Source organism: Tsuneonella flava (assembly GCF_002870965.1).
Classification (GTDB): domain Bacteria; phylum Pseudomonadota; class Alphaproteobacteria; order Sphingomonadales; family Sphingomonadaceae; genus Tsuneonella; species Tsuneonella flava.
In genome coordinates this window covers 199660-219229 of sequence record NZ_PHSO01000006.1, presented here as the reverse complement: position 1 = coordinate 219229, position 19570 = coordinate 199660, and the positions used below count along the sequence as shown (strand labels likewise).

Annotated in this window: 21 protein-coding genes and 1 tRNA gene; 14 read left to right on the top strand and 8 right to left on the bottom strand. The window is 59.7% G+C overall.

The annotated features are described in order from the left end of the window. The first annotated feature begins 14 nt into the window (after positions 1-14). The 10 genes from infB to CV013_RS10790 all read left to right on the top strand — a co-directional run bounded on the left by infB (position 15) and on the right by CV013_RS10790 (position 10161). The gene (gene infB, locus CV013_RS10835; protein WP_102155948.1) at positions 15-2576 is read left to right on the top strand and encodes a translation initiation factor IF-2; all 2562 of its coding nucleotides are present in this window, start codon (positions 15-17) and stop codon (positions 2574-2576) included. 68 nt (positions 2577-2644) lie between these two features. After that, positions 2645-3040 carry a 30S ribosome-binding factor RbfA gene (gene rbfA / locus CV013_RS10830; protein WP_102155549.1) on the top strand — a complete coding sequence of 132 codons (396 nt, stop codon included), beginning with the start codon at positions 2645-2647 and terminating at the stop codon, positions 3038-3040. Between the two features lie 124 nt (positions 3041-3164). Continuing rightward, the gene (locus CV013_RS10825; RefSeq protein ID WP_102155547.1) at positions 3165-3743 is read left to right on the top strand and encodes a thymidine kinase; all 579 of its coding nucleotides are present in this window, start codon (positions 3165-3167) and stop codon (positions 3741-3743) included. Then, positions 3736-4296 carry a GNAT family N-acetyltransferase gene (locus CV013_RS10820; RefSeq protein WP_223805217.1) on the top strand — a complete coding sequence of 187 codons (561 nt, stop codon included), beginning with the start codon at positions 3736-3738 and terminating at the stop codon, positions 4294-4296. Before CV013_RS10825 ends, CV013_RS10820 begins: the two co-directional genes overlap by 8 nt. Before the next feature lie 31 nt (positions 4297-4327). Beyond that, the gene (locus CV013_RS10815; RefSeq protein WP_102155544.1) at positions 4328-5011 is read left to right on the top strand and encodes a site-2 protease family protein; all 684 of its coding nucleotides are present in this window, start codon (positions 4328-4330) and stop codon (positions 5009-5011) included. 138 nt (positions 5012-5149) lie between these two features. After that, positions 5150-5566 (top strand): DUF6491 family protein, encoded by a 417-nt coding sequence (locus CV013_RS10810; protein ID WP_223805218.1) that lies wholly within the window; start codon positions 5150-5152, stop codon positions 5564-5566. 54 nt (positions 5567-5620) lie between these two features. After that, on the top strand, positions 5621-6619 hold the full coding sequence (gene truB, locus CV013_RS10805) for a tRNA pseudouridine(55) synthase TruB (protein ID WP_102155542.1): 999 nt from the start codon (positions 5621-5623) through the stop codon (positions 6617-6619). A 5-nt stretch (positions 6620-6624) separates the two neighbouring features. Then, a complete protein-coding gene (gene rpsO, locus CV013_RS10800) occupies positions 6625-6894 on the top strand; it encodes a 30S ribosomal protein S15 (protein WP_102155540.1) in 270 nt (89 codons plus the stop codon). 205 nt (positions 6895-7099) lie between these two features. Further along, positions 7100-9361, top strand: a complete 2262-nt coding sequence (gene pnp / locus CV013_RS10795) for a polyribonucleotide nucleotidyltransferase (RefSeq protein ID WP_102155538.1) — start codon at positions 7100-7102, stop codon at positions 9359-9361. A gap of 116 nt (positions 9362-9477) precedes the next feature. After that, entirely contained in the window at positions 9478-10161 is a 684-nt protein-coding gene (locus tag CV013_RS10790; RefSeq protein ID WP_102155537.1) for a spermidine synthase family protein, read from the top strand. 54 nt (positions 10162-10215) lie between these two features. Here the strand turns inward: CV013_RS10790 and CV013_RS10785 are convergent, their stop codons facing one another. Beyond that, positions 10216-10740, bottom strand: coding sequence for a DUF1993 domain-containing protein (locus tag CV013_RS10785; RefSeq protein WP_102155535.1), 525 nt, complete (start codon positions 10738-10740; stop codon positions 10216-10218). Between the two features lie 87 nt (positions 10741-10827). Continuing rightward, a complete protein-coding gene (locus CV013_RS10780) occupies positions 10828-11532 on the bottom strand; it encodes a GcrA family cell cycle regulator (protein WP_102155534.1) in 705 nt (234 codons plus the stop codon). A 75-nt stretch (positions 11533-11607) separates the two neighbouring features. Here CV013_RS10780 and CV013_RS10775 point away from each other — a divergent pair, with 75 nt between their 5' ends. Next, the gene (locus tag CV013_RS10775; RefSeq protein WP_102155532.1) at positions 11608-12498 is read left to right on the top strand and encodes an ABC transporter permease; all 891 of its coding nucleotides are present in this window, start codon (positions 11608-11610) and stop codon (positions 12496-12498) included. Positions 12499-12520: 22 nt separating this feature from the next. Here CV013_RS10775 and hspQ read toward each other — a convergent pair whose 3' ends face one another. Further along, positions 12521-12901 carry a heat shock protein HspQ gene (gene hspQ, locus CV013_RS10770; RefSeq protein ID WP_102155527.1) on the bottom strand — a complete coding sequence of 127 codons (381 nt, stop codon included), beginning with the start codon at positions 12899-12901 and terminating at the stop codon, positions 12521-12523. Between the two features lie 157 nt (positions 12902-13058). Between hspQ and CV013_RS10765 the strand changes: the two genes are divergently transcribed. The 3 genes from CV013_RS10765 to CV013_RS15710 all read left to right on the top strand — a co-directional run bounded on the left by CV013_RS10765 (position 13059) and on the right by CV013_RS15710 (position 13848). Continuing rightward, positions 13059-13148 (top strand) — tRNA-Ser (locus tag CV013_RS10765). A gap of 159 nt (positions 13149-13307) precedes the next feature. After that, positions 13308-13703 carry an Arm DNA-binding domain-containing protein gene (locus CV013_RS16035; RefSeq protein ID WP_102155525.1) on the top strand — a complete coding sequence of 132 codons (396 nt, stop codon included), beginning with the start codon at positions 13308-13310 and terminating at the stop codon, positions 13701-13703. Beyond that, entirely contained in the window at positions 13585-13848 is a 264-nt protein-coding gene (locus CV013_RS15710) for a phage integrase central domain-containing protein (RefSeq protein ID WP_190276512.1), read from the top strand. The genes CV013_RS16035 and CV013_RS15710 overlap by 119 nt, the downstream gene beginning before the upstream one ends. On the opposite strand, the gene CV013_RS10755 is transcribed toward CV013_RS15710, so the two are convergent. From CV013_RS10755 to CV013_RS10735, 5 genes are all read right to left on the bottom strand, one after another. Next, complete coding sequence (locus CV013_RS10755; RefSeq protein ID WP_102155521.1) at positions 13845-14138, bottom strand: hypothetical protein; 294 nt, start codon at positions 14136-14138, stop codon at positions 13845-13847. The two genes, CV013_RS15710 and CV013_RS10755, sit on opposite strands and share 4 nt — an antisense overlap. A gap of 353 nt (positions 14139-14491) precedes the next feature. Further along, a complete protein-coding gene (locus tag CV013_RS10750; RefSeq protein WP_102155519.1) occupies positions 14492-16126 on the bottom strand; it encodes a spinster family MFS transporter in 1635 nt (544 codons plus the stop codon). Between the two features lie 244 nt (positions 16127-16370). Further along, a complete protein-coding gene (locus CV013_RS10745; protein ID WP_102155518.1) occupies positions 16371-17555 on the bottom strand; it encodes a dihydrolipoamide acetyltransferase family protein in 1185 nt (394 codons plus the stop codon). A gap of 21 nt (positions 17556-17576) precedes the next feature. Further along, on the bottom strand, positions 17577-18557 hold the full coding sequence (locus CV013_RS10740) for an alpha-ketoacid dehydrogenase subunit beta (protein WP_102155516.1): 981 nt from the start codon (positions 18555-18557) through the stop codon (positions 17577-17579). After that, positions 18545-19564 carry a thiamine pyrophosphate-dependent dehydrogenase E1 component subunit alpha gene (locus CV013_RS10735; RefSeq protein ID WP_102155514.1) on the bottom strand — a complete coding sequence of 340 codons (1020 nt, stop codon included), beginning with the start codon at positions 19562-19564 and terminating at the stop codon, positions 18545-18547. Before CV013_RS10735 ends, CV013_RS10740 begins: the two co-directional genes overlap by 13 nt. Positions 19565-19570: the final 6 nt, after the last annotated feature.

The window sequence follows — 19570 nt, the reverse complement described above, 5'->3', positions numbered from 1 at the left end:
ACGAAACGAGTTTTATGAGCGATAGCAACGACACCCCGCGCACCCGCAAACCGCTTGGCCTCAAGCGGTCTGTGGACGCTGGCGAGGTCAAGCAGACCTTCAGCCACGGCCGCACGAATAAGGTCGCCGTGGAAGTGAAGCGCCGCCGCAAGCTCGTCAAGCCGGGCGAAGAATCGGCCGCTCCGCCTCCTCCGCCGCCGCCTCCCCCACCTGCGGCTGTACAGCCTGCGCCTAAGCCTGCGCCCAAGAAGCCTGCTCCGCCAAAGGAAACGCCGCAGGAACGCGTCGCACGACTGCAGCGCGAGGCCGAGGAAGAGCGGCTGCGTCTGGCCGAAGAAGCCCGCAAACGTGACGAAGAAGAAGCCCGCAAGCGCGAGGAAGAAGAACGTCGCCGGGCTGAGGCCAATCGCGAAGCCGAAGAACAGGCTGAGCGCAAGGCGGCTGAAGAAGCGAAGAAAGCGGCGGAAACTCCTGTCGAACAGGAAGCAAAGTCGGAAGATGCGGGTGAAGAACCTGCGTCGAAATCAACGGAAACATCGGCTGTTGCTGCCACTGCTGCACCTGCGCCACGTCGCTTTACACCCGTCGCCCGGCCTGAGCCCAAGCGACCTGAAAAGGACGTGAAGAAGAAAGACGACAAACGTAATACCCGCAGCAGCACCAGCGACGATCGCGATGGTGACAAACGCCGTTCGGGCAAGCTGACCGTCACCAAGGCGCTGAACGAGGACGAAGGCCGTCGCGCCCGCAGCCTCGCCGCGCTCAAACGTGCTCGCGAACGCGAACGCCGCGCACAAGGTGGCCCGTCTAAGCCGCGCGAAAAGCAGGTGCGCGACGTGATCGTGCCAGAAGCGATTACGGTGCAGGAACTCGCCAATCGCATGGCCGAAAAGGGCGCCGATCTGGTGAAGGCCCTGTTCAACATGGGCATGATGGTCACCGTCAATCAGACGATCGATCAGGATACCGCCGAACTGCTGGTCGAAGAATTCGGCCACAACATCGAACGCGTTTCCGAAAGCGATGTCGATATCAACCGGACCGAAGATCAGGATCCGGAAGAAACGCTGCGTCCGCGCCCGCCGGTTGTCACGATCATGGGGCATGTCGATCACGGCAAAACTTCGCTGCTCGACGCGCTCCGCGGCACCGATGTGGTGAAGGGCGAAGCCGGCGGCATCACTCAGCATATCGGCGCGTATCAGATCACCACCAAGGGCGGCGAGAAGATCACCTTCCTCGACACGCCGGGCCACGCAGCATTTACCGAAATGCGTGCGCGCGGTGCGAATGTGACCGATATCGTTATTCTGGTGGTTGCCGGTGACGACGGGATCATGCCGCAGACGATTGAAGCCATCAATCATACCAAAGCGGCAGGCGTTCCGATGATCGTCGCGATCACCAAGAGCGACGCGGGCGAATACAACGCGCAGAAAATCCGCGAACGCCTGCTCGAACACGAAGTGATTGTCGAAGCGATGAGCGGCGACGTGCAGGATGTGGAGGTTTCCTCTAAAACCGGCGCGGGTCTGGACGAACTGATCGAGAAGATCGCGCTGCAGGCCGAACTGCTCGAACTCAAGGCGCGGCCCGATCGCGATGCCGATGCCACCGTTATCGAAGCGAAGCTCGACAAGGGACGCGGTCCCGTGGCGACCGTTCTGGTCACGCGCGGTACGCTGAAGCGGGGCGATACTTTCGTGGTGGGCACCGAGAGCGGTCGTGTACGCGCGCTGATCGATGACAAGGGCAAGCAGATCAAGGAAGCGGGTCCGTCGATGCCGGTCGAAGTGCTCGGCCTTGGCGGTGTGCCGCAGGCTGGCGATCAGCTCACCGTTGTCGAAAACGAACAGCGCGCCCGTGAAGTGGCCTCTTACCGTCAGGAAAAGGCGACTGAGAAGCGGACAGCTCTGGCTCCGACCAGTTTCGATACGATGTTCAACACGCTGAAATCGAACGTCATCGAATTCCCGCTGGTGGTGAAGGCAGACGTGCAGGGATCGGTCGAAGCGATCGTCAACGCACTGCACAATATCTCGAATGACGAGATTAAGGTGCGCGTGCTGCACGCCGGTGTCGGCGCGATTACTGAAAGCGACGTGACGCTGGCCGCGGCGAGCAAGGCGCCGATCATCGGCTTCAATGTGCGCCCCAATCCGAAAGCGCGTCAGTTGGTCGAACGCGATAAGGTGCGGATGATGTATTACGATGTCATCTATCACCTAACCGAAGAGATCGCGAAGGAAATGGCGGGCGAGCTTGGTCCCGAACGGATCGAACACGTTGTCGGTCGTGCCCAGGTCAAGCAGGTGTTCCCTGCCGGCAAGAAGGACAAGGCCGCTGGTCTGCTGGTGGAAGAAGGCGTCATCCGCAAGGGGCTCCATGCCCGCCTTACGCGTGCCGACGTTATCGTGTCCGCTACGACTATCGCGTCGCTGCGGCGCTTCAAGGACGACGTGGACGAAGTCCGTGCTGGCCTCGAATGCGGCGTCGTTCTGGAAGATACCAACGACATCAAGGCTGGCGATCAGCTCGAAGTGTTCGAGGTGGAGGAACGCGAGCGGGTTCTTTAATCGCGGCTGCCCGTTCAGGGCGGCTGCGTTGCCAATCCCCTCCCCATGCGGGAGGGGGGAGTTGATTTATGAGTCGCCATTCATCCACCCCCGAACAGCAATCGGTCCGCGTCCTCAAGGTTGGGGAGCGCGTTCGCCATATCCTGAGCGAACTGCTCGCGCGGGGTGAAGCGCATGACGATGTACTGACAGCGCACTCTGTTAGCGTGACCGAAGTGCGGATGACGCCGGACTTGCGGAACGCCCATGCCTACGTAAAACCCTTGCTCGGCAAAGATGAAGCCGAAGTGCTGAAGGCCTTGCGGACCAATACGGCGTTCTTCCAACGCGAAGTGGCCAAGAGGCTCGGCTTGAAATTTGCGCCGAAATTGCAGTTCAAGCCGGACGAGAGCTTCGACGAGGCTGACCGGATCGACAGATTGCTGCGCGATCCCAAGGTCGTGCGCGATCTGAGCGAGGATTGATCGCGCCCGTTCGGCAAATGGCCGATGCAATCACCGCCTCCGGGTTGGCAGGCGGTTGAAATCCCCAGCCTTGTTTGGCTCCGGCTTGTCCAGATGTCGCGTTTGGCCTTAGCTCATCGCGCATATGGCCAAACTCTATTTCTACTATGCCAGTATGAACGCCGGGAAGAGCAGCAACTTGTTGCAGGCCGCGTTCAATTATGGCGAACGCGATATGCGCGTGAGCCTCTGGACCGCTGCAATTGATGATCGCCCCGGCTTCGGTGCGATCAGCAGCAGGATCGGCCTGGCCAGCGATGCCCATCGTTTTGACGGAACCACGAACATTGCCGGGCGGGTGGAGGAAGACCATTCCAGAGAACCGCTGCATTGTGTGCTGGTGGATGAGGCACAGTTCCTGACCAAGGCGCAGGTTTGGCAACTCGCGCATCTTGCGGATGAGGTGGGCATTCCCGTGCTGTGCTATGGCTTGCGGACTGACTTTCAGGGTGAATTGTTCCCCGGCTCTGCCGCGCTGCTGGGCGTCGCGGATTCTCTGGTTGAATTGAAGGCGGTGTGTCACTGCGGGCGGAAGGCGACCATGAACTTGCGGGTTGATGCATCTGGCAACGCGGTAAAGTCGGGGGAGCAGACAGAAATCGGGGGCAATGACCGCTACCTTGCGCTTTGCCGCAAACATTTCAGCGAGGCGCGGGGTGAGTGACGGTGAGGAAGTGAATCTGGACGGGCTCTATATCCCGCTCCGTGATGGCGATTTCCGGCTTGATCCACTCAGGGATCATCACCGAGAGCCGCTCCGCAAGGCATGTGCGGAAGATGCCGAGATATGGGATATCTATCCCTACAACTATCTCGGTGATGCGTTCGACGAACAATTCAAAAGAATGCGTAATGGCGGTATCGCGCGCCGGATTTATGCGATCACCGCCAATGGCGAAGTGGTGGGGATGACGGGTTGGATCGCCAGTGGGGAACCGGGCTGGTCGGTGGAAATCGGTAACAGCTACATCGTTCCGCACTTGCGCGGTACGGGAATGAACCGCCGTATCAAGAAACTCATGCTCGACCATGCATTCGCATCGGGTTTGCACCGGGTGGGGTTCAAAGTCGATGCGGTGAACCGCCGATCGCGCGCGGCAGTGCTCAAACTCGGCTGCACAGAAGAAGGGCTGTTGCGCCGCGAGCGCAAAACCTGGACCGGGCGTGTGCGGGACACTGCGATCTTTTCGATTCTGGCTGACGAATGGGCTGGTTGAGTGGCATAAGTCACCCTATCTACCTACTACCATGACCGAAACGCTACAGCTCGCGCTGCTCCTGATTCCCTGTCTCATCGTCGCGATCGTGTTTCACGAAGTCGCGCATGGCTATGTCGCGATGTTGCTCGGCGATCCGACAGCGAAGGAGCAGCGGCGGTTGTCCCTCAATCCCATTCGCCATGTCGATCCGGTGGGCACTCTGTTGGTGCCCGGTGCGCTTGCCCTGTTTGGCGGGCCGGTGTTCGGCTGGGCGAAGCCCGTGCCAGTCAATTTCCGTCGTCTGAACAATCCGCGCCTTGGCATGATGCTGGTCGCTGCAGCAGGCCCCGCGACCAACTTCGCACTTGCCGCGATTGGGGCAGTCGCGTTGGGCCTCTATGCCGGATCGCTGACTGATGCACCCGCGGGGGCGGGCGAATGGTTCGCGTCGATGATGCAGTTGTTCATCATGATTAACGTGTTTCTCGGGTTGTTCAATCTGTTGCCGATCCCCCCATTTGACGGCTCTCATATTGTCGAAGGGTTGCTGCCACGTTCGCTCGCGCGGCAATATGGGCAATTGCGCCAGTTCGGGATGCTGTTGTTCGTGGTGCTGATCGCGGCGACATGGGCTTTCCCTCAGTGGGGGCTGGTTGAGAAAATCATTGGTCCGCCAGTCAACTGGATGATGACGCATTACCTCGCGCTGGCGCAGGCGGTAGCTGGGTTTTGACTTTTAAAGTCTCGCGCCTGATGCAATATTGATTGCATTGAATGCAATCCGGGGCGCGGACCTCAAGAATGGTTGGTGCGTTAATAGACCACTGGATTGCTACGAGACGGAAACCAATCGGCCAAGGAGGCCAGAGTTATGTTTCGCCGAAAATTTGTTCCATTCGCCGCTATCTTTGTCGTTGGGCTCGCTGGCGCCCCTGCGATCGCGCAAACCGATGGTGCCAAAACAGAACCTGTCGCCTCCGTCCCGGCGGAGCAAGAGGCAAAGATACCTTTTGCCAATACCACAGGTGTCCGCGACTGGCGGGCGGATGGCGATTCGACGATATATTTCCAGGACAACCGCCGTCAGTGGTATAAGGCGACGCTGTTCAGCCCGGCGCCCGATCTGCCTTTCGCCACTGCCGTTGGGATCGACACCGGTCCAATGGGTACACTCGACAGGTTCAGCAAAATCCGGATTCGCGGTGAAAGCTATGCGTTGCAGAGCTTCGTGAAGGTTGACGGGCCTCCGCCGAAGAAGACCGATAAGAAAGAAAAGAAGAGCGACTGACCCGGCTCTGACAGCGCGCATGACAGCGCGCATCGTGCAGGCTAGGGGCGGGGAATGGACAGAACATTGCCCGCTCCTAATGGTTGGCTGATACTCGATAAACCGCGCGGGCTCGGCTCGACTCAGGCGGTAGGCGCTGTGAAGCGCAACTTGCGTACGGGCGGCTACGCCAAGACCAAAGTTGGTCATGGCGGCACTCTTGATCCTCTGGCCGAAGGCGTTCTGCCGATCGCGCTGGGAGAAGCGACCAAGCTGGCCGGGCGAATGCTGGATGCCAGCAAAACCTATGAATTCACTATCCAGTTTGGCGAAGAGACCGATACGCTCGACGTGGAAGGGGACGTGATTGCCCGATCCGACCATCGCCCCCCCCTGGCCGCAGTGGCGGCGGTGCTGACGCATTTTACCGGAGATATCGAGCAGGTCCCTCCTGCTTACTCGGCGCTCAAAATCGATGGGAAGCGAGCTTACGATCGGGCGCGGGCAGGCGAAGAGGTGGCAATGAAATCGCGCGTCGTCACCGTGCATTCGCTGGCAATGGCGGGGGGTGGGGATCGCCAACCACCGGAATCGACCTTTGCAACAACTGCGGGCCGACCCGATCCTTACGATCCGGGAATGCCGCTCGAACTGGCGGACAGCGTGACGCTGGTGGCGAATGTTTCGAAGGGCACCTACATCCGTAGCTTGGCACGAGATATCGCACACGCCCTTGGAACGGTGGGGCACGTCACCTATTTACGGCGCATCAAGGCTGGCCCTTTTCATGAGAGTACGGCGATTTCGCTGGACTTGCTCAACGAAATCGGTAAGGGCGCGGCGCTTGAAGATCACCTCCTTCCGTTGGAGGCAGGGCTGGACGGTATCCCGGCCCATGATCTCGATCTGGAAAGTGCACAGGCGGTCCGACAGGGCCGGGTCCTTTTCGGAATGCCCTATCCCGACGGGCTGTTATTGGTGCGACATGGCGGTATGCCGGTTGCGCTGATGGAGGTTTCGCAGGGGGCGGCGAAAGTCGTCAGGGGGTTCAATTTCCCGGATACCGCGGAGTAAGAAAAATGTCGGTTACCGCCGAAAAGAAACAGGAAGTCATCAAGGACAACGCTCGTGATGCGAAAGACACGGGCAGCCCGGAAGTACAGGTCGCGATCCTGACGGAGCGTATTCGCAACCTGACCGAACACTTCAAGGATCACCACAAGGATAACCATTCCCGTCGTGGTCTGCTGATGATGGTCAACAAGCGCCGTAGCCTGCTCGCCTATCTCAAAAAGAAAGATGTCGAGCGGTATAACGCGCTGATCGCGAAGCTGGGCCTTCGCAAATAAGAGTTTCGGAAGCGGCCCCATTGCGGGCCGCTTCTTGTATGTGGGCCGTCGCAAGAGGCGTTCGGCTTACGCAAAAGGGCAAAGGTTGCAATTCGGCGACCATGGCCTTGGGGCCAGATCAGTGCCCCACACCGGACCGGGACGGCTTACCCGGAACTAGAGGCCCCGCGAGGCAATGTGGCACGCGGGTTCAGAAGGAAAATCAATGTTCGACACGAAAACCGTATCGGTGGAGTGGGGCGGAAAGACCCTCACTCTGGAAACCGGCCGTATTGCCCGTCAGGCTGACGGTGCCGTTCTGGCCACTTATGGCGAAACCGTGGTGCTCTGCGCCGTGACCGCCGCCAAGAATGTGAAGGAAGGGCAGGACTTCTTCCCGCTGACCGTTCACTATCAGGAAAAATTCTCTTCCGCCGGGCGCATCCCGGGTGGCTTCTTCAAGCGCGAACGTGGCGCGACGGAGAAGGAAACGCTGACCAGCCGCCTGATCGACCGTCCTGTGCGGCCGTTGTTCCCCGAAGGCTTCTATAACGAAATCAACGTTATCGCTCAGGTCTTCAGCTACGATGGCGAGTGCGAACCCGATGTGCTGGCGATGATCGCTGCATCGGCTGCGCTGACCATTTCAGGCGTGCCGTTCATGGGCCCGATCGGCGCTTGCCGTGTTGGCTATGTCGATGGCGAATACGTTCTCAATCCCAAGCAGAACACCGCACTGGCTGAAGATGGCCGCCTCGATCTTATCGTAGCTGCAACCCAAGACGCGGTGATGATGGTCGAATCCGAAGCGAAGGAACTGACCGAAGAAGAAATGCTCGGTGCGGTGATGTTCGCTCACGACAACATCAAGCCGGTGATCGGTGCGATCATCGATCTCGCTGAGCAGGCTGCTAACGAACCGTGGGAAATCGACGCATCGGACGATACCTCTGCGATCAAGGAAAAGCTGCGCGGCATCGTCGGCGACGATATCGCCGCTGCATACAAGCTGACCGACAAGTCGGCCCGTTCGGATGCACTCAACGCTGCCCGTGCCAAAGCGAAAGACGCGTTCGCAGACGAAGAACCGCAGACGCAGATGGTCGCCAACAAGGCGGTCAAGAAGCTGGAAGCGGAAATCGTTCGCGGTGCGATCATCAAGGATGGCACCCGTATCGACGGTCGTAAGCTCGATCAGGTTCGCCCGATCGAAGCGATGGTTGGCGTTCTGCCGCGCGCCCATGGCTCGTCGCTGTTCACCCGCGGTGAGACGCAGGCGCTGTGTTCGACCACGCTCGGCACCAAAGATGCCGAACAGATGATCGACGGACTCGAAGGCCTGTCTTACGAACGCTTCATGCTGCACTATAACTTCCCGCCGTATTCGGTCGGTGAGGTCGGTCGCTTCGGTGCGCCTTCGCGGCGTGACGTGGGTCATGGCAAGCTGGCATGGCGTGCGCTGCACAACGTGCTGCCCAGCCACGATGATTTTCCGTACACGATCCGCGTTCTGTCGGACATCACCGAATCCAACGGTTCCAGCTCGATGGCGACCGTTTGCGGTGGCTGCCTCAGCATGATGGACGCAGGCGTTCCGATCGAACGTCCGGTGTCGGGTATCGCGATGGGCCTGATCCTCGAAGGTTCGGACTTTGCCGTTCTGTCAGACATTCTGGGTGACGAAGATCACCTGGGCGACATGGACTTCAAGGTTGCCGGAACCGAAGCAGGCATCACCAGCCTGCAGATGGACATCAAGATCGCTGGTATCACCAAGGAAATCATGGAGAAGGCGCTGGAGCAGGCGAAGGCCGGTCGTGCGCACATCCTGGGTGAGATGACCAAGGCGCTGGGCACTGCCCGCACCGACGTGTCCAAGCACGCCCCGCGTATCGAAACGATGCAGATCGACAAGTCGAAGATCCGCGACGTGATCGGCACCGGCGGCAAGGTGATCCGCGAAATCGTGGCCGAAACCGGTGCGAAGGTGGACATCGACGATGAAGGCGTGATCAAAATCTCGTCTTCCGATCTCGATCAGATCGAAGCTGCGAAGAAGTGGATTCAGGGCATCGTTGAAGAGGCTGAAGTCGGCAAGATCTACAACGGCAAAGTCGTCAACATCGTCGATTTCGGGGCGTTCGTGAATTTCATGGGCGGCAAGGACGGTCTCGTCCACGTGTCCGAAATGAAGAACGAACGTGTTGAGAAGCCGACCGACGTCGTGTCCGAAGGGCAGGAAGTGAAGGTCAAGGTCCTCGAAATCGACAACCGCGGCAAAGTCCGTTTGTCGATGCGCGTTGTCGATCAGGAAACCGGCGAAGAGCTGGAAGACACCCGCCCGCCGCGCGAACCGCGCAGCGATCGCGGTGGTGATCGTGGTGGCCGTGGCGGTGATCGCCGTGGTGGTCGCGGTCCACGTGGTGATCGTGGCCCACGTCGCGATGGTGGTGGCGAAGGCCACGTGCCGGATTTCCTCAAGGACTAATCCTGTCGCGCTCCCCCGGATTTCAGGGGGGCAAAGAAATCAAAGGGCCGTGCGGAGCAATCCGTGCGGCCCTTTCTTTTTGACCTGATTGCGATTGCCGTTCACAGCATCGCGCCATGATACCCCGCGAACATATTGCCACGGCGCAAATCCCTGGCGGCGACACGCTCGAACTCGTCCGACATGGGCGCGATTTCATCGTTATGCTCGGCCGGAACGAGCTGATGGGCACGCGGATGCAGTTCAGCGAGGAGCAACTGGCCGAACTGACGCTGGAGCGCCTCCAAACCCCTAATCCGCGCCTTTTGGTAGGAGGCTATGGGCTCGGTTTCACATTGCGCGCGGCTCTGCGTCTGATGGGGCCGCAAGGAAGCGTAACGGTGGCCGAAATCGTGCCCGATATTCTTGACTGGGCGCGGGGACCGATGGTCGAACTGACCGGTGATAGCCTGGCGGATCCGCGTGCAAAGATCGAGCTATGCGATGTCGCGGCGCTGATCGACGATGCCGTGGACGGGACCAGCCCTTCGTATGACGCGATTCTTCTCGATGTCGATAACGGCCCGGATGGCATCGTGCGGGACGGCAACGAACGGCTCTATACCCGCACCGGCATTGGCCGTGCACGGGACGCGCTGGCTCCTGGCGGTGTTCTGGCCGTGTGGTCTGCCGCGCCCGATCACAAATTTGCCCGGCGGTTGAAGGATGCGGGGCTTGATGTCGAAGAGCGTACCGTTCGCGCACGGCCCAATAACAAGGGGCCACGCCATACGATCTGGTTCGCCCGCAAGGGGCTATAGCGCTCCCGATTTCTTGATGAGAACGCTGGTCCCTGTCCTATTCGGCCCGGTTTTCTATCCGCCTAAGCGCATCCGCCCCAGATAATCCTGTTTGCCGATCCGGGCGCCCTTCATCCGCAGAATGCCATATGCGGTCGATGCGTGGAAATAGAAGTTCGGCTGACTGAAGCTAAGCAGGAAATTGTCAGCTGTAAAATCGAGGCGGAATTTGTCCTTTATTGTGAAGACCATCGGTTTGCCGATGAAGCCTTCGAATTCCTCTTCACTCGCCGCCTCCAGGGTTTCGATCGCGGTATCGAGCTTCGCGCGCATCGCATCGAATTCGGTCGGGGAAGGACTCATATCCGGGCTGAACTGGCCTGCGCGCACACCTTCCAAAGCGAGCGCAGTGTGGGTCGCAACGCTTTTGACCTGATAGGCAAAAGGCAGCATATCCTCACGCAAACATGCGCCGACCAGCTCCGCAGGAGCCGTGCCGCTTTCGGCACACCATTCTTCCGCTTTGTCTACGATATGGCGGGTCGCGCCAAGCATTTGCAGGGCACTGGGCACAAATGCGGCATGAAGCGATAGTGGCATGTAAATGTCCTCTCCGGCGAAAATAAAAAAGGCCCGACAGCGGTGTGCCGTCGGGCCTGTCGAATTGGTGTGTTGGCCCACAGTTCTTTACCGCACTCTTGGGCCACCGAAAGGCAGCGGGGGCGGGGGGCGGCGTGCGCCACGCGGCAACTGTGCCTGATAGGCCCGTCCGCAGTGTTCAACGCAGTATGGGAAGCCGGGGTTCACCGCTTCACCGCAGAAATGGAAATCAGGTTCGCCGGGGTGTCCCATCGGCCAGCGGCAGACACGGTCGCTCAGATCGAGCAGGCTGGTCTTGTCCGCGATTTCAGGGCTGGGCTTGGCCGGGACCAGGCGGCGCGGTGGAGCCGGCGGAATGGGTGCCTGCTGATCGCCAGGCCCCTGACGGAGGAAGCCGCCCGGCCCAACCGAGACGATCTTGGGCAAATCCGATGACGGATTGGGCATCGGCTGCGACGGTGCGGAACTGGCTGCCTTTGGTGCAGGGGGCGGGGCTTGCGTCGGCGCAGGTGGCGTGACTGGCTGACGCGGGGCGACAGGTGCCGCGGGCGTTGCCGCCGCTGGTGCAGCCTTCTTCGGTACAGGTTTTGGTGCCGCAGACGTTGGCTTCTTGGCTGCCTTGCTTTCGCTCGCTTTCACGGGGGAAGGCCGCGATTTAAGACCAAGGCGGTGCGCCTTACCGATAACGGCATTGCGGCTGACGCCGCCCAATTCGTCAGCGATCTGGCTAGCGGTCGAGCCGCTCTCCCACATCTTTTTCAATGTCGCGATACGTTCGTCGGTCCAGCTCATCGAATGCCATCAATTCCTGTTCGTGGGCCAGCGCACGCTTGCCAGCCGAAGTGCTTGGCCCTAGTCGCCGTACCCATGCCCGATCAAGTCCATAGTATCGAGTCCGACGCTTCCGCTCTGGTCGAAAACGGCCCCTCTGACAGGGCGCACTTTTCACCGCGTGGGAAGCCGGTCATCCTCGGCATTAACGGGATCGGGCTGTGGAGTCTCTATATTAAGGAGGTTCGCCGGTTTCTCAAGGTCCAGACTCAGACTGTGTGGGCCCCTGCTGTCACGACTTTGCTGTTTTTGGTGATTTTCACTGTCGCGATGGGGCGTTCGGACCGGATGATTCTGGGCGTCAATTTCGCAACCTTCGTCGCCCCCGGGCTGATCGTAATGGGGATGATGCAAAATTCGTTCGCCAACTCCAGCTTCAGCCTGCTGGCAGGTAAGATTCAAGGCACGATCATCGATTTGCTGATGCCGCCGCTTTCATATGGAGAACTGATGGCAGGCATCGTTGCGGCTGCTGTCACCCGTGCTGTGATGGTCGGGCTTGCTGTGGGTTTGGCAATGGCCTTCTATCCCGGCGTCAGCCTAGCGATGGCACATCCGTGGGCGGTGATATGGTTCGGTCTGATGGGTGCCGTAATGCTGGCTCTGCTGGGTCTGGTTACTTCTATCTGGGCGGAAAAGTTCGATCATGCCGCCGCAGTCACCAATTTCGTGATTGCTCCGCTTAGCCTGCTGTCCGGCACGTTTTACGTAATCAGCAATCTTGCCCCTCACTTTCAGACGATCAGTCGCGCCAATCCGTTCTTCTATGTGATTTCCGGATTCCGATTCGGTTTTCTGGGCGAGAGCGACATCGGCAACACCAATACGGCGGTGTTCCATTCTGCTATCGGTCTGGGCATTTTCAATGTGGCGCTCGCGCTGATCGTTTATGCGATTCTGCGGTCAGGCTGGAAGCTAAAAAGCTGACGCTCGCCGATTGGCGCGTTGCTTAGTGCGTCAGCCCACGCCGCATACGATATCGTCCGTCTGCGTAGTCTTCGAAGAGTTCACTTACCTGCGGATGATCGACAGGGCCCCCATCGATGTCAGCCAGCAGGTTTTGCTGGCTGACATAGGCCAGATATGACGATTCGTCGTTCTCTGCTAGCAGGTGATAGTATGGCTGTTCCCTGCGCGGACGAACAGCTTCTGGTATCGATTGATACCATTCTTCCGAGTTGGCGAACACGGGATCAATATCGAACACAACCCCCCGTACATCGAACGTCCGATGCCGCACGACCTGCCCAATGGAAAAGCGCGCACTGGAATGGCGGGGCATTTCGATTGTTCGCCCTGCCTGCAGAGAGAAGAACTGGGTTCGCTCCATATTGCTAGGATATAAGGACGGTATAATCCCACGCAAGCGATGTATTCCGCTGATCCCCTGCAAAGGTGCTCAAGGGGACTTGGCAACTGCCTTTCGCTCAGCTACGCGGCGCCTTCGCTTCGGCCGGGCAATGAGCCCAACCACCGGCATCTTGCGCGGAGAGGTGGCAGAGTGGTCGAATGCGCCGCACTCGAAATGCGGTATACGGGCAACCGTATCGAGGGTTCGAATCCCTCCCTCTCCGCCACCGGCCTCTTTAAGCCGATCCAATCTCATCCAAAAGTGCGCGAAAAGCTTCACAATTCCGCGATTTGCGACTCCTATGCCATCCGAATCCACCTGCCCCTAACCGAACGCAAGTGGGTGTAAATTGGGGGTAACGAATCAGCCTGCATAGGGGTATTGGATGCTGACGGACAAGGCGGTGCGTGCGGCTGCGGCGAAAGACAAGGCATACAATCTGACCGGCAGCCGAGGTCTCCACCTGCACGTAACAGCGAGCGGGCATAAGAGGTGGCGCTACAAATATCGGCTCGAGAAGAAGGAGCGATTGCTCACACTCGGAGCATACTCCGAGGTCTCGCTGGCTGATGCACGCGAGATACGGGACGATGCTAAGAAGATTTTGCGTGAGCCCCCCCCGGCATGGCGCCAAGCGCGGACGCCTGATCGGGAGCGACGATTTGGCAAAGTCTTTCGAAGAGGTAGCTCGCGAATGGCATGCGCTTCAGAACGAACGCTGGAAGCCAGTTCACGCAAACGATGCGATTATCAGCCTGGAGAGCGATGCCTTTCCCGATAATGGGGCGATCCTACGCAAGATCGAAAGCCGCAGCGTGATAGAGACCGCCCGCCGGATCAAGCAGCGCGTGGCTGCGATCTATCGCTATGCAAACGCCGAAGACGCGAAGATTGAAAACCCCGCGGCGATATCAACGATACGCTAAAGCCGCTGCCACTTGCTTGGCGTTATCCTGTCTTGCTTGAGGTTGGCTCCATCCGCACCATGATCTGAGAGATCGATCGCGCCGGTGCCTCGCCTGTAAATCGCCTCGCCGCCCGGTTTCTCGCCTTGACTACACAGCGATCCGGCATGGCTTGTTTCGTTGAATGGGATGACATCACCGGCATTGATTGGGCTGATGCTGATGCGGAGGATGAAGACGCTCTCTGGAAAGTACCAGCCGACAAGATCAAATAGGAGTTGCACCTTCGAAGCGACGAGGCATTCGAACACCCCGTCCCCCTCTCACGACAAGCGGTCGAGACTTTGCGCGCCGTTCGCTGGTAACAGGCCGCTCCCCTTTCATATTCCCGGGCGCACGCTCTGGCCTCAAGCTTATCAGCGAGAATGCCTTCGGCCAGATTACTCCACTGGACCGACCATGTAGCATCTTTGAGGGTGTCTCGATTTGTCTCCGCGGGGCCCTCGAAATTGCTCACCCACTGCTTCACCGTCGGCCATCGTATGTCCGGATGACGTCTCTCCAAAGCTCAGCTTTGCGCTATTCCCGCCCAAGGTAGATGCGCGCCACGCGCAGTATGCACAGGCGTCTCAAATCGTCATCAAGCGGCATGTGACGGGGCACGTCAGGTTTGCTCCTGAATACGGGCTGTATCCCGATCAACGAACCTGAGTGCGATCACAAGGGCAAGGATACCAACCACCGGCATTGTCAGGCCCCATAGCATTCCTCGCCGAAGTGCTTCGGCGCTATCAACACCAGTTGAGGCAATCGCATCGCTCACCAAGCCAATGACATAAGGTCCGAGCGCAGTGCCTATCAGGGAGGTCGCCATGATATAGAATGCAACAGCTGTTCCGCGTACCCGTGGAATCGCGAGATCAGCGGCAGTCGAAACCGCAGGCCCCATCGCCATCGCACCGAACATATAGATAGAAAGTGCGGCAATGTAGGCGATGAGGACGTTGCTTGTCAGGAGCAGGATTGCAGCAGCCAGAACTGCCGATCCAAGTCCTCCTATCATTACGTAGAGTTTGCCGCGTACGCTCTTTAGGCGAAGTCTGTCGGCGAGAATCCCACCCAGGATCAATCCTGTCAGGCCTAAAACCATTCCCCCCAGGCCCAATGTCGTGCCGACCTCCGAGGCTTCGAGGCCAAAAGCACGTTGAAAGTAGGGAACGCACCAAAAGGTTATGACCGTTTTGAACACAATTGCGGAGCCGCCTATGTAAAGGCAAAGGAGCGTTGGACATCGAAATATCGTCTCAAAGGCCTGGCGGTCCCTCAGGGAAAGAACCTGCGTCCAGGTTGAGACGCAATAAAGGCCAATGCCAACCGTAATCCATTGAAGTTTATCACCGGTGAGCCAGGTCGCTCCGATTCCAGCGGCTGTGATCATGAGGGCGATGAGAGTATTGAGCGCAATTGACTTCCAGCCGCCCCCGCGTTTTGCCATGATGAACCAGCTGCAAAACGGGATCATGCTCAACAAGGTTTCCCTAACCTCGGTAGCCAGTTGCGTAGGTGACTCATCATCCGGTTTCTTTTCGGTTTGCGTGTCGAACCGTCCGCGCACAGGTTCTCTCAAAGTCGAGACCAATAGCGCTACTAATACGCCAGGCAGGCCTACTAGCATGAATGTCGCCTGCCAGCCCCGCAGCCCAAACGGCGCCAATGATGGATCTGGCCACGTGGAATTCCAGGCATCGAGAACCATTCCGCCAAGAAAGATCCCGAGGCCCCCACCAACGAAATTTCCGCACTGATAGATAGAAAATACTGTAGTTCGCACCCTTGGTGGAAAATAGTCGTAGAGTAGCGAACCCGCAGCGGGCGTAGCGCTTGCTTCGCCCAATCCGACTCCAAAACGACAGATGGCAAGCGGTGTGAAGCCTCTAGCCATGCCAGAGAGCGCCGTCATAACGCTCCAGAAAGTAACGCCCACCGATATGAGATTCTTGCGGTTCCAGATATCCGCAAGGCGCCCCAGAGGGATTCCGAAGATCGCGTAAAAGACGGCAAACGCTGTCCCGTATAGAAACCCCAGATCAGCGTCCGATATGTTGAGGTCTGCCTTGACGTCTTCGGCGACGATGGCCAGCAGCTGCCTGTCGAGATAATTGAGCAGGTAGACAAAGGTCAGTACGCAAAGGACGTAAACCGCATACTTTCGGTCGCCCGGCCTTTCGGAATCACCGTATTGCTGTGGATCGGGCAGGGGTGCGTCCGTCTCGTTATCTTGCGATGATGTTTGGCGCATAATTCCCGATCTCCGAACTTGCCATTCGAGCTGCCTGAATGGATGCTATTGCCTCAGCAGCAAAGCCAATCGCGCACCGCATGAGAAGTGAATTCAGCGCCATCCTGTTACGGGAGCGAGCGGGTGGACCATGGCGCTGGAACAGCCCGGCGAATAGTCGCACTTGGATTCTTCCTCGGTGACAGCCGGACCCCGGACGCTCGCGGTGCTCCGGTAATCTGCTCTGGCGTGTAGCGAAGTGCGGTCACAGAAGGCCATCCGGCGCCTGCAGTCTAGTCCCAAACGCTGCCAATAGATTGGCGCCGGTCACCCCGTCCACCACTCTGTGATCTGCGGACAGCGTGACGGTCATTTGGCTGACGAACTGGACGCTACCGTCGTCGGCCTCTCGTGGCCGCCGCTCGGAGGCGCCGAGTGCCAGGATCAGTGCCTGGGGAGGATTGATGATCGCCTGGAACCGGCCCACCCCGTGCATGCCGAGGTTCGAGATGCTGGCGACGCCGCCCTCGTAATCGGCGGGCTGGAGTCGGCCTTGCCGCGCCCTCGTGGCAAGATCCTTCAACTCGGCCGAGATCGACGACGGCGTCTTTCCGCCGGCATCGCGTATGACCGGCGTCAGCAGCCCGTCATCCAGAGCGACGGCGACCGCAATGTCTGCGCGTTCGAACTGCAGGATGCTGTCTCCCGCCCACACGACGTTCGCTTCGGGCACCGCGCGCAGCGCCTCTGCCAAGGCCTTGATGGCGAAGGCGGTCACTGTCGGGCACTCGCCGACTTTGCTGCGTAGTTCGTTTCGCAGCTGCTCCAAGGGGCCCAGATCGATTTCCGCTGACATATAGAAGTGAGGGATAGTCTGCTTGGCCTCGGTCAAGCGTCTGGCGATCGTACCGCGCATCGAGCTAATCGTGTGCCGTTGATGCGGCGTGTCGGCATACATCAGGCTTACGTCAGCCGCAGGAACCGCGTTGCTTTTGGCCAATATGTCCGCACCCGTCACAGGCGCGCCGGTGTCGGCGAGCTGCGTGAGATCGATACCCTTCTCGGCGGCCAGTTTCCGGGCGCGCGGTGAAATCTGGGATCGACCGCGGACAGGCGGCGGGGCCGGGTCGCCAGGGACATCCTCGGTGCTCGGAGGCTCTGCGGTTGGAGAAGCTGGGGGAGGGGCGGGGGCCTCGACCGTCTCCGCAGGCTGCTCGTCAGCCCCAGCGAGAATACAGATGATCTCGCCGACAGGCGCGATATCGTCTTCGGCAACGCGAATTTCCGACAATGTGCCGCTCGCCGGCGCTTCTATTTCGAGCGACGTCTTGTCGCTTTCCACCTCGAGCAACGGCTCGCCTGCGGCGACCTCGTCGCCGACGGCTTTGAACCACTGGACGATTTTGCCTTCGGAGACGCTTGCCCCGAGGGACGGCATTACAATATTCATGGTCGCTTCCAGGTTGGAGGATCAGGCAGCAAGCGATTGCCGAACAGCTTCGACGATGCGCTCTACGCTCGGGATCACGAGCGCCTCGAGATGGGGCGGGGTGGAAATTGGCACGTGCGGCGCGGTGATCCGTACCGGCGGGCCGTCCAGGTCGAAGAACGCCTCGTCCGCGATGATCGAAACGATTTCCGCCCCCCAACCCAGCACTCGTGGATTCTCCTCCACAGTGAACACCCGATGGGTGCGCCCGACGGAGGCCAGCAGGGTTCGGGTGTCCAGCGGCATCAGCGAACGCAGGTCGATCACTTCGGCGTCGATGCCGAAGTCGGCTTTGAGTTGTTCCGCTGCCGCTAGCGAACGTGGCACCATCATGCCGACTGCGATGAGGGTGCAGTCGGTGCCGGGACGCAGAATTTTGGCCGTGCCCAGGGTGTCGACGATTTCGCCATCTGGCACCTCGCCTCGCGTGCCGTAGAGACCCTTGTGTTCGAGGAAGATCACCGGATCCGGGTCGCGCACCGCAGCCGCCAGCAGGCCGACAACGTCGGCGGGGGAGGAGGGGGCCACGACCTTCAGCCCCGGGAACTGCATACACCAGTTCTCGACGGACTGGCTGTGCTGCGCGCCGAAGGCAACGCCGCCGCCGTTGGCCATTCGCACCACCAGCGGGCACTTCACCTGGCCGTCGGTCATGTAGCGGGTTTTGCCGAATTCGTTGGCGATGAAGTCGTAGCAGACGGCTACGAAGTCGCCGAACATGATCTCGGCAATCGGTTTGAGTCCGGTCATCGCGGCCCCCATCGCGGACCCGAGGATCGCCTGCTCCGAGATTGGAGTGTCCAGCGCCCGGCGCGGCCCGAACCGCTCCAGGATGCCATCGGTGGCCTTGAAGACGCCGCCGGCCTTGGCCACGTCCTCTCCGAGTAGCACGACGTCCTCGTCACGCGCCATCTCTTGGGCGATGCCACGGGCGACCGCCTCGCGGTAAGTCAGTTGCGCCATGCACAGCTCCCATCTGCCCAAAGGTTGGACATAATTAGGTCGGGCGAGCTGAGCGGAGCCAGCTTGCACGCCTCTGTTGCCTCATTCACCGCATCGCGGGATTGCGCCTCGACTTCCGCAATCCTGTCGTCCTCGATGCCCAGTTCGCGCAGCCGTGCTTTGTAGAGCTTCAGCGGATCGCGTTCCTTCCACAGGTCCAGTTCGCCTGCCGGGCGGTACTTCGCCGGGTCGGCGCGCGAATGCCCCGACTGGCGGTAGGTCATCGCTTCGATGATCGCGGGGCCGCCCCCGGATCGTGCAGTTTCGATGGCCGCCGAAACCGCCCGGAAGACGACATCGGCGTCATTGCCGTCGATGACGATCCTCTCCAGGCCGTAGGATCCGGCCCGATCTGCCGACGGATGCTCGACCGCCGACATTTCGGCGATGCGGCTATATTCCTGGTAAAGATTGTTCTCGCACAGGAAGACCACCGGAAGCTTCCACAGTGCCGCCAGGTTCAGCGCCTCGTGAAAGGCGCCGATATTCGATGCACCGTCCCCGTAAACGCAGACGGTGACGTCGTCCTGGCCTTTGTAGCGGGCGCGCCATGCTGCACCGCAAGCTAAGACCAGATGGCTTCCAATGACCGCGAAAGACCCCATCACTCCATGCTCGACCGAGGTCAGGTGCATTGAGCCTGCCTTGCCGCGCATGAGACCGTTGTCCCTGCCCATGATCTCGCCCAGCACCTTGTCAGCGGGCGCGCCGCGCGCCAGCACGTGACCATGCCCGCGATAGGTGCAGAACATCAGATCGCCGTCTCGCATAGCCGCACTGGTTCCTGCCGAGACAGCCTCCTGCCCAATCATCAGGTGAGTGGTGCCCGTAATTAGGTTCTCGAGGTAGAGTCCCTGCACCCGCTCCTCAAAGAGGCGGATAAGCACCTGCATGCGGTACATTTCCAGACGACGGACCTCGCCAATGTCGTCGTTAGCCCTGTCGGGCGAGCCTTCCTCACCCTTCATGACGTA